The following is a 15,978-nucleotide window of genomic DNA, read 5'->3' on the forward strand; positions in this document are numbered from 1 at the left end:
CCACTGGGCTCGCCTTTTTGGGAACTGAATCAAAGTTTTCGGCCCCTCAAAAGGTTTTTCCGACTCTAAGACCGAAGGTTGGCACCGAATTAATCGCGGGCTTTACCGAATCATTGAACGAGGGCGCCCGTTTCCTCGAAGGACCGAAGCACCTCCAGAAAGTCTGTCCCAAAACGCTCCAACTTGCTATCACCCACACCACTGACGGCCAGCAAATCCTGCTCGTGCCGGGGGCGCTGCTCGAGCATGTCGCGCAGAGTCACATCGTGGAAAATGACATAGGGCGGCACGCCGTGCTCCTCGGCCAGGCGCCGACGGCAGGCCCGCAACGCCTCCCACAGGGGACGGTCCGCCTCGGGAATGTCCGCATCGGGGCGGCGCGCTGTGCGCGTGGTGGTCGGTTTGCGGGTACGCGTGTCCCGGCGTAAATGCACGGCCCGCTCCCCCCGCAAAATCGGGCGGCAGCTCTCGGTCAGTTGCAGCCCACCGAAGCCCTCGGGGTCCACATCCAGGTAGCCGGCCGCCACCAGTTGGCGCAGCACGGCTTTCCATTCATCGGCGCTGAGGTCGTTGCCGATACCGTAGGTGGACAGCTTGTCGTGCCCCTGGGTCAGCACTTTTTCGTTGCTGCTGCCGCGCAGCACATCGACGATGTGGGTCACGCCAAAGCGCTGGCCGGTTCGGTAGACGCAGGACAATGCCTTTTGCACCGCTTCGGTGGCATCCCAGGTCTGGGGTGGAATCAGGCAAGTGTCGCAGTTGCCGCAGGCTTCATCCAGCGTGTCGCCGAAATAGCGCAGCAGGGTCTGTCGGCGGCAGCTGGTGATTTCACACAGTCCGAGCATGGCGCTGAGGCGCTGTTGCTCCATGCGTTTGAATTGTTCGTTGCCTTCGGAGCCGGCCATCATCTGGCGCAACTTGACCACATCCTCCAGCCCGTAGAGCAGCAGCGCCGTGGCGGGCTGGCCGTCGCGCCCGGCCCGGCCGGTTTCCTGGTAGTAGGCTTCGATGCTTTTGGGCAGATCCAGGTGGGCCACAAAGCGGACGTCGGGTTTGTCGATGCCCATGCCGAAAGCGATGGTGGCCACCATGATGATGCCGTCCTCGCGCAGGAAGCGGCTCTGGTGGGTCTCCCTGAGCCGGGGGGAGAGGCCGGCGTGGTAGGGCAGCGCATTGAAACCTTCGCGGGTCAGCCATTCGGCGGTCTGTTCGACTTTTTTGCGCGACAGGCAGTAGACGATGCCGGACTGCTGCGGGTATTCGTCTTTCAGAAAGCCGAGCAGTTGGCGGCGCGGGTTGTCTTTTTGCTGGATCCGGTACTGGATGTTGGGCCGGTCGAACCCGACGATGAACTGGTTGGCTTCACCCAGTTCCAGCCGTTCGATGATTTCTTCCCGGGTGCGCATGTCGGCGGTGGCGGTCAGGGCGATGCGCGGCACCTGGGGGAAGTCGTTGTGGAGCAGGTCCAGGCGCAGGTAGTCGGCACGAAAGTCGTGACCCCACTGGGCCACGCAGTGGGCTTCGTCAATCGCGAACAGGGCGATGTCGGCCCGGTGCAGCAGGTCGAGGGTGCGGGGCTGGATCAGGCGCTCGGGGGCGATGTAGAGCAGGTCGAGTTCACCGTCCAGCAATGCCCGTTCGGTGTCGATGACATCGGGGTAGGCCAGGGTGGAGTTGAGGAAGCCGGCTCTTACGCCCAGTTCGCGCAGGGCGGTGACCTGGTCTTGCATGAGGGCGATGAGCGGCGATATGACGATGCCGGTGCCTGGTCGGGCGAGCGCGGGGATCTGGTAGCAGAGGGATTTGCCGCCGCCGGTGGGCATGAGGACGAGGGCGTCTTGTCCGTCGATGAGGGCGTTGACGATCTGTTCCTGTTGGCCGCGGAAGTCGTGGTAGCCGAAGACGTGCTGGAGGATGTCCTGAGGGTTTTGCATGGCGAGAAGTATACGGGGCCGACTGGGTCAAAGCCAGTGGGTGAGGTGCCAAGTGGCGGGGGTTATTTGAAGGGCAGGGCTTCTTGGGTGAGGGGACCTTGTAGAGGGGCGGCCGGAGGAGAGGCACACCACTTCAGGACACGCCGTGAATACGTCCATGTAGGCTCGAATCGCGAATCCCGCGCTCCACGGTCCTGAAGTGGTGTGCCTCTCCCCCGGCCTCTCTGCCAACTTTGAAGTTACTTCCTTGAATTAATCACACACATCACCCGTCACCTCGGGCACTTCGGCGGAGCCGCCGCTTCCTTTGCTGACCTGGAAGCCGAACTCGACGGATTGGCCCGGCTGTACCGTGCCGTTCCAGCCCATGTCGGTGGCGGTGTAGGGGTTGCTGCCAGAGACCTGGGCGTTCCAGCTGTTGGTGAGGCTGGCGCCGTCGGTGAAGTTCCAGCTGACGCTCCAGCCGTTGATGGCCTGGCTGCCCTCGTTGCTGATGCGGATGGCGGCGGTGTAGCCGTCGCTCCATTCGTTGCTGATGACGAATTCGCACTGGGACTCGCCGGCCGGTGCGCTGGAGGCAGCAGAGCTGGCCACGGAGCTGACGGCAGAGCTCGCCACCGAGCTGGCGATGGAGCTGCTTTCGCCGGCTTCACTGCTGCTGGATTGGGCTTGGGAGCTGGAGCTTACGGACCCGCCGACGATGCCGTAGGGCTCGGGCTGGGATTCGCAGGTGCTCGGGGAGATGCAGCTCTGGTTGTTTTCCCAGCCCCAGCCGCTGGCGGTGTTGTCGCACAGCTCGTAGAGGGTGCCGTACCAGTTGCATTGCTGGCCGGTGGTCGGCTCTGAAGAGGACACGCTGGAGGCGGCGGAGCTACTGATGCGGCTCGAGACGCTGGAGCTCACGCTGCTGGCCACCGAGGAGGCGCTGGAGGAGACCGCTGAACTCGATGAGACCGAGGAGCTTGAGGCGCTGCTGCCGCCTTCGGCGTAGTCGTCGTGGAAGGCCAGGACCCAGGCCAGGCCGCTGTTCCAGTTGATGGTGATTTCGTTGGTGGACCAGGCTTCGATGTCGTCAATGTAGCAGGTGGCCGGGTTGGCTTCGCAGCCGCCCAGAGCTGCAGCGGAGACACTGTCTTCCAAGCCGTCGTTGGGACCGCCGGCCAGGGCACCGGGTGGCAACCAGGGGTAGCTGCCGTCAAGGGCGCCGGCCCAGAAGCGGTGGTGTGGTTCGGTCAGGGCGTCTTCGCCATGGCCGGAGACGAAGGAGAAAGACAGAGTGTTGCGGCCGAACAGGTAGTCGATACCGAAGTTGACGCCCCGGGCGTATTGATCGTTGCCGGTGAAGTCGTACGCCAGGCCGAGCAGGAACAGCTTGTTGGCGATGACGTTGTTGGAGCCCCAGTAGAACTCCTCGTCGGTATTGGGAATCCGGTAACCGGTGCTGTCGATGGTGCCCAAATGGCTATCCGCCACGTTGATGATGTGCTGCTGGGCATCGGCACGCAGGGCTTGGGTATGGGCAGCGGGCACGGTGGCCAAGGACATGACGCCGGGCAACTCGGTGTCGGGCCAGCCCCAGTCGGTCCGTTCAAGCTCGTAGTTGTTCAGAGTCGGCAGATAGCGCTCATCACCGGTGGTGATGTAGAGTTCGGCCGCGGCCCAGTAAAACTCGTCCGCCGCGACCTCATCGCCGTAGGCGCCGCCGCCGTTATCGTAACCGCCGGTGTAGATGTCATCCGGGTTGGCCTGTGCCGCGTCCCAGGCGCGCTCGGCGGCGCTCAGGCACTGGCTCGCGAAGCTATCATCAATGCCGTCCCAGATACGGGCGCATTGGGCAGCGGTGGCCGCCAGGTTCAGGGTCGCAGTGACGCTGGGCGGTACGAGTGCTCTCTGGCTGCTGTCCTCATGGGGGGCAAGCGGCAGGCCGGTCCAGCCCACATCGTGCATCTTGTGGTGCGCCATGCCCGCTTTGGCTTCGCCCTCAGGCACCTGCATGGACAGCAGGAATTCCATTTGCCAACGCACTTCGTCCAACAGATCGGGAATGCCATTGCCGCTCTCGGGAATGTTCAGCGCACCGTCGGCGAAACGTGCTTCGTTGTCGCCCAGGTATTGCGCGCGCTCGTACATGTTGAGCAGCTTCCAGGCGGAAATGCCACCGTTCACCACGTACTTGCCGTGGTCCCCGGCGTCGTACCAGCCTTTGATCACATCCAGTGAATAGTTGCAGGTGCCTTCCCAGCAGGGCACATCGTAGTCCCCCTGATTTACGCCCTGGTTGATGTGGCCCGCCGGCCGAGACCACTCGGCGCTCGGTTCATAGCTGGTGTTGCCACCACCGGTGTACTGGGTTTCAATTTCGATACCGCTGCGGTTGTGGTAAAAATATTTCAGCGCGTCGTACATGGGCGCGGTGAAGTTGTCGGCGGAAATGGAAAATGGATAGCTTTCATCCGCGCCGATCATCAAGACATAACCGTCGCCCTCCTCGGTCACGTCGGTGAACCCGAGTTGATGCACATTGTCACCCGAGGCGGCGTCGGTGCCGATGGGCACGGTATTGCCCTGATCGACCAGCTCTCCGTCCCGGTACAGGCGCCAGGTTTCGGCGACCTCGCTGTCGCTGACATAGGTGGCGATTTTTTCACCGTTGGGCAGGTAACCCACCTGGTTAACGCGGGGGTTGCCGACCTCGGCATGCGCCAAGGCAGCGGAACCGATAAGAAGCGAACCCGCGATGGATTGACCGATCACGCGGGCGAGCGTGTTTTGCCGATGCGATGTTGGAAACTGCATTGTTGTTATCTCCGATTTTTTGGGTTTGTGGAACTCCATTGCAACGTCGACTCGGGGGCGACGCGGTCATACAACACCCGTTCTTCCGTGCCCTCGAGGTTCGTGGTCCGCAAGGACAAACGCCTCGCGTCCAACTGCTCCGCATAGAGGTACGCGATGCGTTCCTCTCCCGGAGAGAACACCGGTGCTCCGTGTCGGCCGGGGCCACTGGTGACCGCCTGGCGGTGCCCCTGCTCGTCGACACGAAAAACCTGCATGCTGCCGCGGTAGACTTTTTCGCGCTTTTTCTCATCGTAAAAAAACTCGAAATCCACCAGCGCCGAATACAGAATGGTGTCACCGTCGTCCGACCAATCGATGGGTTCTTGCACGTCGGCGTCCGGATCGGACAATAAGGTGCGCTCGCCCGTGGCAAGCTCATAGCGATAAAGCCGTCGGGCATCATCGGGGCTGTTGACGATATAGGCCAACGCCTCTCCTGTGGGTGACCAACTGACCGAGGTGATAACCGCTCCGGCGGCTTCGGGCGTTATCGCCACCACCTCCCGGTTGCCCTGCTCCAAGTCCAACAGCGCCAAGTGCGACTGGCCCGGAGAAAACAATACAGCGGCCAACTGGGTACCGTCTGGCGACCAGCTGAAATCGAGAATATCGCGCGCCGAGGTGACCGAAACCGGCTCGGCGTTTGCCTCGGGCACGTACTGAAGCCTGGTCCGATTCGACTCGGCGAGCAGAAACGCAATGCGCTGGCCCTCGGGGCCGAACTGCGGCGCCATGGTGCTGCCAGCACTCTCGGTCAGCGCGGTGGGAGACTCGTCGCCTGGCGCCCAGAGAAACACCTGAAAGCGCTCACGGCGCTGACTCAGATCAATGCCGCTTTGCGGACGACGGTTGGACATAAAAACAATGCGGCCGTCATCGGCCACATCAGGATGTAGGTCGCGCCAGTTTTGACTGACAAGAATAGGGCTGACGTCGCCCTGTTCGTCGGCTCGTTGCAACTGCGTTGCAGGACCCAGGGTCTGGGCCAGAAAAATCAAAGAGCCGTTATCCACGGCTGAGGACGGACCAGAGGTTTGGCAGCCCGCCGAAAAAATCAACATGGCACTCAACAAAAGCAGGTGCCCTTTTACCGATTCAATGCTTAACCATTTAACGTTCATGAAGTGTTTGGACACTCCCTTTCAAAGGTGGGGGATCAGACAGACAAGCGCCGCCCCGAAGGGCAGCGTTGCCGGGCTCGCTGAAAAGGGGGTCAACAGCGAGCCCTCATTCGCCTTTCTTATCGCACTGGTTTAATCCAGCGGAGGATAGGCATTGTCGAGCAGCAGATCGAACGCTTCGGGGAACCAGCGGCCCGCGTGAGGCGCGTTGGGCAGTGCGCCCGTGGGAACACCCGCGTCCGGATTGTTTTCGTCAGGACCGCACATAGGATCGTGCTGCTTGGCGGGATCGTTCGGGTCCGGCTCGAAGTCAGCAGTGGAGATACCGTCGGACTCACCCTGCGGTTTCACCCAAACATAGGCATCGATACCGGGAGCCGGATTGGCCTGTGGACGCTCACCGACACCGCCGGGCTGGTTACACCAGTTACCGCGATGGTAACGACGGTCGATACGGGATTCGTCGACATAGGTATCCAGATCACTGCTATCGGAGACGCCCGTGGGACGATCCGGTCCACCCCAACCGTTACGGCCAGTATCAATCAGCATACCGATATCACTCGGGAAGCCGTTCTGGATCATGGCATCGCGCCAATCCTGAGCAAATTCCAACTCGCCGAAGTAGGGGTTCCATTCGTAGAACGACGCGGAACGCACCGGCTGACCGCCCACCTGCAGGCTGGGATCGGGCAGATACGGCTCTTCCAGCGGTGTGTAGTTGGCCGAGTTGGTGACATAACCGGCAATACTATCAACGCCTTTTTCAGTGCCCTTCACGGTATCGCCAATCAGCTGAACCGCTTCGGAGAAGTTGTCGCTCCAGCCGAGCCAGCCACTGTGGGCAATGTCGACATAAGAGTAAACGTTGGGCAGATCGCCCAACTCGTTCAGCGCATGCTGAATGCCATCAGCGTAGCCGCCGGGACCGGCCGCTTCCTGACAGTCGGGCTCATCCAGATTGGTGACCAGGTTGGGCAGAGAATCCACCTCGATGATCGCCACGATGTGCAGGTCGCTGTACTTGGGCAGGCTCAGGATCTCCTTGATCGGTGCGATGTATTCGTCCTGGTAGAGCTGGAAGCCGTTCTCAGAGATGCGCAGCTCGCCGTTTGACGCCAGCGCTGCACAGTCGCGGTTGGGCAGGTTGTAGACCACAAACATGAAGGTCTCGGCACCCTGGTTCAAAGCTTCATCCAGATGTCCCTTCAACCCGATGCCATCGGTGATTGCGCCTCGGCGGTCCATCCACACGGCGGAGGGCTCGTTGGCGATAGCTTCGCCACCGGGCCGAGCCATGGCATTTTCGGACCACATCGGGTTCACGTACATCTGAGTGCCTTCAAACGGATTATCCACTCGCACGTAGTCACCATCGGGAGCGCTTGAGGAGGCACTGCTGGCGCTTGAGCTGACCGAGGAGCTAACCGATGAAGAAACGCTGGAGCTCACGGAACTGCTCACGCTGGAGCTGACGCTCGAGGCGACGGAGGATTCGCTGCTGGAGTTGTTTCCTCCCACAACGCCATAAGGAGCGGGCTGCGATTCGCAGGTGGTGCGCGATACACAGCTTTCGCCGTCTTCATAACCCCAACCGCTCTGGGTGTCTGAGCACAAGGAATAGGTGGTGCCATACCAGTTACACTGCAGACCTTCCCCGTCGGGCGCACTGCTGACGGAGCTGCTCTGGGCTTCAGAGGACGCCACGGAAGAGGCCACTGAGCTGGCGCTGGACGAGGACGTGCCGCCGTCACACAGCGTCCCTTCCAACGTGGGCTGCTCTGCGGAACCGCCGTTTTTGTTGCCCTGAAAACCGAAGCTGACCGACTGGCCTGGCTGCAGGGTACCGTTCCAGCCCATATCGGTAGCAGTGTACGGGTTGCTACCGGAGATCTGGGCGTTCCAGCTGTTGGTCAACTGGTTGCTGTTGTACTGCCAGTTTACGTCCCAGCCGTTTACGGTACTGTTACCATCGTTGGTAACGGTGATTTCTGCCGTGTAGCCTGAGCTCCATTCATTGCTGATGGAGTAGCTACAGTCAGCTGCCGCGCCGTGACTGGCGGCGGCAATAGCCAACCCCAGTACTGCCGACAAACCACTGCCTTTTTTGAATGTCGTTATCATTGTGTGGAATCTCCTTAACACTTATTGTGAGAGAATAAAGTACTGCCGTTTTCAAGGCGTCCTTCCCCTCCCTGTCGAACCGCGCCGCGTCTTTTCAAAATAGTCACGGTCGGTTGTCTGGCCCTGACGGGCGCCTGTGCCCGCGCCGTAACATCTCCGGCGCGGGCACCCCCTGACCGCCCGCTATTTTTAAACAGCGCACGGCCGGAAGTTCTACATAATCAATTGCAAGGTCCGCCCGTTACCGCCGGTACCGCGGCGGCGCTACTGCCTTTGCTGACCTGGAAGCCAAACTCCACAGATTGGCCCGGCTGGATGGTGCCGTTCCATCCCATATCCGTCGCGGAATAGGGATTGCTTCCCTCAATCTGCGCATTCCAGCCATTGGTCACTTGTGAAGCATCGCTGTACTCCCAGTTCACCGACCAGCCGTTGATGGCGGTATTGCCGTCGTTGTGAATGCGGATCGCTGCGGTATAGCCAGTGTTCCATTCGTTGCTCACCAGATACTCACAGTTGCCTGTCGTGTCGGGCTCCGAACTGCTTGAGGAGGAACTGACGCTGGAAGAAGCCACTGAGGAACTTACAGAGGAGCTCACCGAAGAACTGGAGGATGAGGGGACGGATGAACTGGAGCCGCTTTCACCCACGATCCCGTAAGGCGCCGGTTGCGATTGGCAGCTGACGGGCCCGACGCAACTTTCACTATTTTCCCAGCCCCAGCCACTTTGTGTGTCTTCACACAACGGGTAAAGCGTGCCGTACCAGTTGCACTGTTGACCGCTCGCCACTGAACTGCTGCTGGAGGAAATGCTGGAGCTGACCGACGAACTTGAACTGATTGATGAGCTCACCGATGAACGGGACGATTCACTGGAAGAGCTCTGGCCGCTGTACACCGATGCGGTTTCGGCCGTGGCTCGAAGACCATTGCTGCTGTTAATCAGAAAATCACCCCAACCGGACAGGTTGTTCACATCCCAGTTCAGAGCAATATCGAGCGAGTCCACCTCACTGCTGTTTCCGGACCAGGACCAGCCCGCATAGCCAATATTGTACTGCTCGGCCACCGCGAGAATGGAGGCTTCATCCACGTCATTCCCGTAATGGTCGGCGCCGAACTCGCCCACGATTAGCGGCAGATTGTGAGTGTCCAGGAAGGTGGAGACATAGTTTTCAATGGTGCTTCGATCCTGGTACACCTCGTACATGTGCACGCTGAACATAGTGTTGTTCAACGCATCGGCGGCGGCGACGGTCGAGGCGTTGTCGCGCATAACGTTCTGCCAATCCTGGCCCCAGTTGGCGGCATCGACCAGCAAAGTGTGAGTCAGGCCAGCATCACGCAGGCGCTGAATGGCATCGACGTGCCCGTCGATCCAGGTACTTTCGGGAACACCATTGCCGAAGGGCTCATTGGCAATATTGATGATGACGTAATCTTCCTGACCCTGTAGGACATCTGCAATATCGATCCAGTAATCCACGGTGGAGGACAGTTCTCCTGCGGCGGACTCCTCGCCGGACCCGGTCACATCATGCACTTCGAGAATGGCGACCAATTCGTTTTCTTTACACCACTCAATCACTTGTGCCACATCCGAGGCGCTGTTGCGATTCCAGCGCTGTCCGTCTGACAGAACGATACGAACCGCATTCGCATCGACGCTGGCAATGTCCTGCAGCGCCTGCTCGGTACGGCTGGTAAACCAGGTGTGGGCGTGGTTGATCCCTCGAATCACAAATGGATTGCCGTTATCGTCCAGAAGCTGGGTTCCCGATACCTGAAAACCTGCCTGAACACTCATTGCCGTTGACAGTGCCGTGGCGCAAACGGTTGCGCCCAGCAGTGCTTTTTTCATAACACGCATGGCTATTGCCTCTTTATTGTGTTGATGGGGTTTTGTGGTGTCACCGGTTTTCGCTCCTCAAAAAGAGCGAAGCGGCTGCACTCACAGCGAGTGACTTCAAAACAACCCAAGCACCCCGAACGGCTATGATTTTCCTTATCCCACCGTGACTTTTTATTATCGATTATTGGTAGCTGTCGCGTTTATCTTCATGGCGATAACGCTTTAGCAATTTATCTGAAGGCGTCGTCACGAAAACCGCAGACACACTAAGACACTCTTTGACTATAAGACAAGAAGAAGAGAGCAGAACTGGCGTCAAAACACGCGCACTGCGTCACGCTTTAAAAAAGTCAACATGAAAGTAACGAAACGATCACAAAAAAGACGGCATCATCGTCAAAAGTTTTCGATCCGTGCTATGACTTTTTCTAAATAATGCAGCTGGCTGTTATTTAGTTTCTAAATATGAAGAGGCTTTACACGAAAAAGCCGGCGCAAGGCCGGCTTTAATCAGGAAGGAAAGAGCGGTTACTATAGCGGTTGAATAGGCACGAATTCGCTGTAGAGACCGTTGGTGTCGTAAACCGCAATGGAGAAAAGATAAACCCCCTCGCTCACCATCAACTCATAATCCGTTGCGTACGGATCTTCCACCATAATGGTAGTGGGATCAGCATCCACACCCGTTTGATAGCGAATCTCATAGCCACCGATCTCAGACAGCTCCAGATAATGACCGTTCTCGCGCTGATCCGGGGTTGTCCACTCCAGTCGAACGGCACCGCTGATTACCGACGCATCCACTGTGGATACGGAAATCACATCACTCAGTGCTGACCGGTTCCCCGCCGCATCGCTGGCCCGGACCTGATAGTCGTATTCGGTCGCAGGGAGCAAGTTTCCGTCGTGGTATTCGGTCACCGGAGCCAAAAGCTCCGCGACCATCTGGCCATCGCGATACACTTCGTAGCTCAGCACGCCTTCATTGTCTGAGGAGACGTTCCATTGAAGCGCGACGGAAACCGGTCCCTGCATCTGACTGGTCAGACCCGCAGGAACGGTCGGCGCGACCGCGTCAACGACCGGCTCGGTGCCGCTGGTGTCGCCATCATCGCTGCCAGAACCGTCGCCACCGCTTCCAGTTCCACCGGTATAGCCGCCGCCAACCCCCGGGGATACACTGGCGTAGCCATAAGCTTCCAATTCCCAGAGGGAGTGGCCCCAACGGGTCGCGCGGCTGAAACCTTCCACCCGCAAGTAACGTCCGTGGCCCGACAAGCTGAGCTCGTCCAGCCCTCCGTCGCTGTCACTCACGCTGTCAATCGTGGTCCAGGTGGCCCCATCGTCGGAGGTTTGAATGTCGTAGTCCGTCGAATAGGAGTTCTGCCAATGAAGCTTTAGGCTGGTAATCTGGTGGCTCTCACCCAGGTCGACCGCAATCCACTGGTGATCGCTGAACTCACTGGACCAGCGGGTATTCGGGTCACCATCGATCGCATGGTCTGCCACAAAGCGCGGATCCCCTTTTTCGATGCTCGATGCGTTCGCTGCTTTGTTTAATGCAATCGGACCGACAATCGGGTGGCCGTGCACTTCCAGCTCCCACAGAGAGTGTCCCCACCGAGTGGCGCGACGATAACCCTCAATGCGGACATAACGAGCCTGGGCTCCAAGCGCGTGCTGGTCCAATCCACCATCACTGTCGATCTGAGAGTACACGGTTTCCCAGTTCTCTCCGTCCACGGAAACCTGAATGTCATAGTCCTTGGAGTAGGAGTTCTGCCAATGAAGGTTGATACCAGTCAGTTGATACGTTGCTTCCAGATCAACACTGATCCACTGGTGGTCCGAGAATTCGCTGGACCAACGACTGCCGGCATCGCCGTCAACGGCGTAAGACGGTGCCAGAGAGGCCAGGCCTTTCTCAATGCTGGAAGCCTGGACAGGCTTTCCCAGAGCAAGGTTGGTAGAGGCAGAAGCCAGGACAGAGAGCGGCGCCAGGAGCGAGGTGGCCAGTACAGCGGAGACGATTTTTTTCATTTGAAACCTCTAAGGTGGTCGATGGTTATCGCTCACCTCCAAGGTTCGCGGGTCAGGGGTCGTCAGGCGGACTCCCGCCGTCGCCCTCAACCCACCGGGAAGAAGCGATAAATCTGTTGCAGGTACAGCCCGTTGAGCTATTCATAAAGGGATTCCATCCGACCGTTAAATAGCGTGCTCATGTGTGACAGGGGCCTGTTGCCATCGCTGTCGAAGTGGAGAATAGGGATTTTAGGATCACTGTCAAAAGAGCTTTTAAGCGTCATTACCGCAAGAAAATTGACAGCCCATGCCGGCTTAAAGTTAGTGAGCGCAAACTTTTTAAACTTCAAATAAATGAAGAGATGGCACGCAGTTATTCATCGAACCCGTGCATGGCATTAAAAGCTTCTTAAAATTTGATTTGTGCGCCGGCCGAGCCGGCGAGCGCGCCAGCAAACTGACGCTTTCTGGAGTGTGCTCAGAACCAATTGATAACGAATCTGTTCGCAGAGAGAGGGGACGGTATATGTCGATTTAGATTCATAACCGGATTATCAGGTGGAGGGGGTATTTATAATGAAATAATTGAATAAAAAGCAGATTATGACATCGTTTGCAGTGAATTTAAGACCGAAGAAAACGAGGGAGGCGCCAGCTTCCGACGCCGCCCTCTCCGCGATGTCAGGGCTTTATTTTGTAGCCGGTTTTGAACAACCAGGTGACGATACCCAGGCACACCAACATAAACACGACAATCATCGTCAGACTGATCCCTACACCCACGTCCGAGACGCCGTAAAAGCTCCAACGAAAACCACTGACCAGGTAGACCACGGGGTTGAACAGGGTGATGGTCTGCCAGAGCGGCGGCAGCATCTGAATCGAGTAGAAGCTGCCACCGAGAAAGGCCAGCGGCGTTATAATCATCATTGGCACCACTTGCAACTGCTCGAAACTCTCGGCCATGACGCCGATGATGAAGCCGAACAGACTGAAGCTGACGCAAGTGAACACCAGAAAGCCCAGCATCCAGAAGGGATGCTCAATCGAGTAGTCGACAAAAATCCGGGCGGTCAGAAGAATGATCAGACCGAGAATCACCGACTTGGTGGCGGCCGCCCCAACAAAGCCGATGACAATCTCCAAGGAAGAGACTGGTGCTGACAGAATTTCATACATGGTGCCGGTGAATTTGGGCATATAAATACCGAAGGCCGCGTTGGACGTACTTTCGTTCAGGACGGTCAACATAATCAGCCCAGGAACGATGTAAGCGCCATAGCTGACCCCATCAATCGCCACCATCCGGGAACCGATCGCCGCCCCAAAGACGACGAAATAGAGCGAGGTTGAGAGCACCGGTGAGGCAATGCTCTGCATCAGCGTTCGCCAGGCCCGGGCGAGTTCGAACAGATAGATGGCTCTGATCGCGTGACCATTCATACTTTTTCCTCCACGAGGCTGACAAAAATATCTTCCAGGGAGCTTTGGGAGGTATGAAGATCCCGATAGTCCAACCCCTCATCCGACAGGGACCGAAGCAGCCGCGCGATCGCCGCCTGGTCACTCTGGTGATCGTACTGGTAGGTCAATTGCATTCCGTCCTCGGACAGGGACAGTGAGTAAGCGCTCAAGGCAGAGGGAATCTGTTCGATCGGCTCGACCAGCTGCAGACTAAGCTGCTTCTTCCCGAGCTTTTCCATCAGGTCGTGCTTGTCTTCGACCAGGATCAACTCCCCGCGCTGGATCACCCCCACCCGGTCGGCCATATCTTCAGCTTCTTCGATGTAGTGTGTCGTCAGAATGATAGTGACACCGTTATCCCGAAGCTGGCGAATCATCTCCCACATATCCCGCCGCAACTCCACATCGACGCCGGCGGTCGGTTCATCGAGAAACAGGATCTTGGGCTCGTAGGCCAGTGCCTTGGCAATCAATACCCGGCGTTTCATCCCGCCGGACAGCGCCATGATCTTGCTGTCCTTTTTATCCCACAGGGACAGGTCCTTGAGTAACTGTTCAAGGTAAGGACGATTCGGAGCCTTGCCAAACAGCCCCCGGCTGAAAGTCACCGTGCTCCACACGGTTTCGAAGATATTGACGGCGAGCTCCTGGGGAACCAGGCCGATTAATTGCCGGGCCCGCCGGTAATCCTTGACGATGTCGTACCCATCGGCCCGCACCTTCCCGGCCGACGGATTCACAATGCCGCAGATAATGCTGATCAGCGTTGTCTTGCCCGCGCCGTTGGGGCCTAACAGCGCGAAAATCTCCCCTTTACGGATACTGAGGTCGACGTTTTTTAATGCTTGAAAACCGGACTGGTAGGTCTTGCTGAGATTCTGGACTTCGATAATCGGCTGCACCTTGCCTCCTAGAGTGTTCCTGTCATTGTCGCTGTTTCCGCTCGTTCAAGAGGAACCCACACCTGAATATCTCCCCAGCCGGTTCGCGGGTCAAACGATTCCGCATACCGCTCCAACAACAGGGGACTCTCGTCTCCCTGACGGTTCGGTGTCAGGTGCAATGCCGGCAGGCTGTGCGCAAACACCCGGTGCAGTGTCTGCCGTAGCTCCGAGACGTGTCCCTGGTGGGGAAATACCGCGTAGCGTTGCCGGGGAATGTCGAAACAATCCCAGTCGTCATTGATGCGTTGGAAGTCGGTGACCTCCACCGCTGTGAGATAGTCAAAGCCTTGGCTCCCTCGCTTGAACAGCGCCCCATAGCTGGATTTGTCTTTCTGCCCCGGCAGCCACCCCTGGTAGGGAAGAAAGCGATTCCATAGACTGGGGATCACCTGATGGGGCAGCCCGTCGATGGGTTCGCGCAATCCGGCGAGATGAATCGGTCCTTCTTCACTGATACCCAACAGCACCGGGATCGCCGTCGCCTGGGACTTGATTCGTTGCATTCCTGTCATAACGTCCACCTTTTTGTTCAGTGTCTTACACCCTTACGGTCGACTGCTGGGAACCAAAATCGACACGTTTCTGCAACCGAGGTGGAATCTAACCGATAAATACGACATTATTTGACGTAGTTTGCCTTCACAATCGACCAAAATATCCAACCGAGGGGTAGAGACATGGCCAATACTGCTACCCGCCTGTTTAACCTGATCGCGTTTTTGCAACGCCACCCCAACAGCTCCGCTTCCCAGTTGGCGCATGCCCTTGAGGTTTCTCCACGCACCGTCCAACGTTACATCGTCGCGCTGGAGGAGATGGGCGTTCCCATTTATGCGGAGCGGGGTTCTCACGGCGGTTATTCTCTGGTGCGCGGTTATCGCATGCCCCCACTGATGCTCACGCCCGAAGAAGCGGTGGCGGTGCACCTGGGTACCGGTCTGATTGAGTACGTCTGGGGGAAGCTCTTCCGCGGCTCCGCCATGAGTGCGCTGACCAAGATCGAAAATGTGTTACCCGAGGAGCAACTACAAGAGATTGCCTGGGCGCGGGGCAACCTCATCACTCAGGGCATTCCGCGCATCAACCCCAACCTCGATATGGAACAGCTCGAGACCCTGTATCAGGCCGTGCGCCAAGGGTTCCAGGTAGAAATCCTGTACCAAGGAAAAAACCAGGACTCGGCCATATGGCGTCGAATTAACCCTTACGTCTTGGTGTACAGTTGGGGCCAGCAGTACTGCGTCGCCGACTGCCAGCTACGCGGTGCGATGCGATCGTTTCGGGTGGACCGCATCCAGGCGATGAAGCGCCTGGATACGGTTTTCGCAAAACCGACGGATTTTGACCCGGCACAGTACCTCGATGACCACTTCGAAGGGCAGTCTGCCCACGAGGTCCGGCTTCTGTTCAGAGCCGACACCGCCAACGTGGCGCATGATTATCGCTGCTGCTGGGAGAGTTTTGAAGAGCGCGCCGACGGCTCGGTCATTGCCGGCTTTCGAGCGCCCGACCTGGATGCCGCCACCCGCCGCGTCATGTGCTTTTTAACCGATGCCAAAGTCATTGCCCCGGTGGAACTCAAAACGCTGGTGGGCGAGCGCGCCCGCGCCATCGCCGCCCAGTACGCGCCGGAACCACGGGAGGATGCCGCGTTGGTCAGCTGATCCGGCCGGGGAAC

General features: G+C 58.3%; 10 protein-coding genes. 1 reads left to right on the forward strand and 9 read right to left on the reverse strand.

Features of this window, described 5'->3' with window-relative positions:
- Positions 1-110 precede the first annotated feature (110 nt).
- The 9 genes from recQ to G547_RS21010 form a co-directional block, all read right to left on the reverse strand.
- The gene (recQ, locus tag G547_RS0110730; protein WP_027329863.1) at positions 111-1,934 is read right to left on the reverse strand and encodes a DNA helicase RecQ; all 1,824 of its coding nucleotides are present in this window, start codon (positions 1,932-1,934) and stop codon (positions 111-113) included.
- 252 nt (positions 1,935-2,186) lie between these two features.
- On the reverse strand, positions 2,187-4,730 hold the full coding sequence (locus G547_RS0110735; RefSeq protein ID WP_036188124.1) for a glycoside hydrolase family 9 protein: 2,544 nt from the start codon (positions 4,728-4,730) through the stop codon (positions 2,187-2,189).
- A 5-nt stretch (positions 4,731-4,735) separates the two neighbouring features.
- Positions 4,736-5,893 carry a hypothetical protein gene (locus tag G547_RS0110740; RefSeq protein WP_027329865.1) on the reverse strand — a complete coding sequence of 386 codons (1,158 nt, stop codon included), beginning with the start codon at positions 5,891-5,893 and terminating at the stop codon, positions 4,736-4,738.
- Between the two features lie 132 nt (positions 5,894-6,025).
- The gene (locus G547_RS23055; RefSeq protein ID WP_084645897.1) at positions 6,026-8,017 is read right to left on the reverse strand and encodes a glycoside hydrolase family 6 protein; all 1,992 of its coding nucleotides are present in this window, start codon (positions 8,015-8,017) and stop codon (positions 6,026-6,028) included.
- Positions 8,018-8,238: 221 nt separating this feature from the next.
- Complete coding sequence (locus G547_RS21000) at positions 8,239-9,888, reverse strand: cellulase family glycosylhydrolase (RefSeq protein ID WP_036188134.1); 1,650 nt, start codon at positions 9,886-9,888, stop codon at positions 8,239-8,241.
- A gap of 513 nt (positions 9,889-10,401) precedes the next feature.
- Positions 10,402-11,910, reverse strand: coding sequence for a discoidin domain-containing protein (locus tag G547_RS22680; protein WP_051235251.1), 1,509 nt, complete (start codon positions 11,908-11,910; stop codon positions 10,402-10,404).
- A 663-nt stretch (positions 11,911-12,573) separates the two neighbouring features.
- Positions 12,574-13,335, reverse strand: coding sequence for an ABC transporter permease (locus G547_RS0110760; protein ID WP_027329867.1), 762 nt, complete (start codon positions 13,333-13,335; stop codon positions 12,574-12,576).
- Positions 13,332-14,258, reverse strand: coding sequence for an ABC transporter ATP-binding protein (locus G547_RS0110765; RefSeq protein ID WP_027329868.1), 927 nt, complete (start codon positions 14,256-14,258; stop codon positions 13,332-13,334). Before G547_RS0110765 ends, G547_RS0110760 begins: the two co-directional genes overlap by 4 nt.
- An 8-nt stretch (positions 14,259-14,266) precedes the next feature.
- On the reverse strand, positions 14,267-14,812 hold the full coding sequence (locus G547_RS21010; RefSeq protein ID WP_084645900.1) for a GyrI-like domain-containing protein: 546 nt from the start codon (positions 14,810-14,812) through the stop codon (positions 14,267-14,269).
- A 165-nt stretch (positions 14,813-14,977) separates the two neighbouring features.
- Between G547_RS21010 and G547_RS21015 the strand changes: the two genes are divergently transcribed.
- Positions 14,978-15,964 (forward strand): helix-turn-helix transcriptional regulator, encoded by a 987-nt coding sequence (locus tag G547_RS21015; RefSeq protein ID WP_027329869.1) that lies wholly within the window; start codon positions 14,978-14,980, stop codon positions 15,962-15,964.
- Positions 15,965-15,978 lie beyond the last annotated feature (14 nt).

The organism is Marinimicrobium agarilyticum DSM 16975 (assembly GCF_000423345.1).
GTDB classification, from domain to species: domain Bacteria; phylum Pseudomonadota; class Gammaproteobacteria; order Pseudomonadales; family Cellvibrionaceae; genus Marinimicrobium; species Marinimicrobium agarilyticum.

What these genes read in the sequence shown, in the direction of transcription:
- recQ (WP_027329863.1), bottom strand. Translation starts at nt 1,934, where the DNA reads ATGCAAAACCCTCAGGACATCCTCCAGCACGTCTTCGGCTACCACGAC.
- G547_RS0110735 (WP_036188124.1), bottom strand. Translation starts at nt 4,730, where the DNA reads ATGCAGTTTCCAACATCGCATCGGCAAAACACGCTCGCCCGCGTGATC.
- G547_RS0110740 (WP_027329865.1), bottom strand. Translation starts at nt 5,893, where the DNA reads ATGAACGTTAAATGGTTAAGCATTGAATCGGTAAAAGGGCACCTGCTT.
- G547_RS23055 (WP_084645897.1), bottom strand. Translation starts at nt 8,017, where the DNA reads ATGATAACGACATTCAAAAAAGGCAGTGGTTTGTCGGCAGTACTGGGG.
- G547_RS21000 (WP_036188134.1), bottom strand. Translation starts at nt 9,888, where the DNA reads ATGCGTGTTATGAAAAAAGCACTGCTGGGCGCAACCGTTTGCGCCACG.
- G547_RS22680 (WP_051235251.1), bottom strand. Translation starts at nt 11,910, where the DNA reads ATGAAAAAAATCGTCTCCGCTGTACTGGCCACCTCGCTCCTGGCGCCG.
- G547_RS0110760 (WP_027329867.1), bottom strand. Translation starts at nt 13,335, where the DNA reads ATGAATGGTCACGCGATCAGAGCCATCTATCTGTTCGAACTCGCCCGG.
- G547_RS21010 (WP_084645900.1), bottom strand. Translation starts at nt 14,812, where the DNA reads ATGACAGGAATGCAACGAATCAAGTCCCAGGCGACGGCGATCCCGGTG.
- G547_RS21015 (WP_027329869.1), top strand. Translation starts at nt 14,978, where the DNA reads ATGGCCAATACTGCTACCCGCCTGTTTAACCTGATCGCGTTTTTGCAA.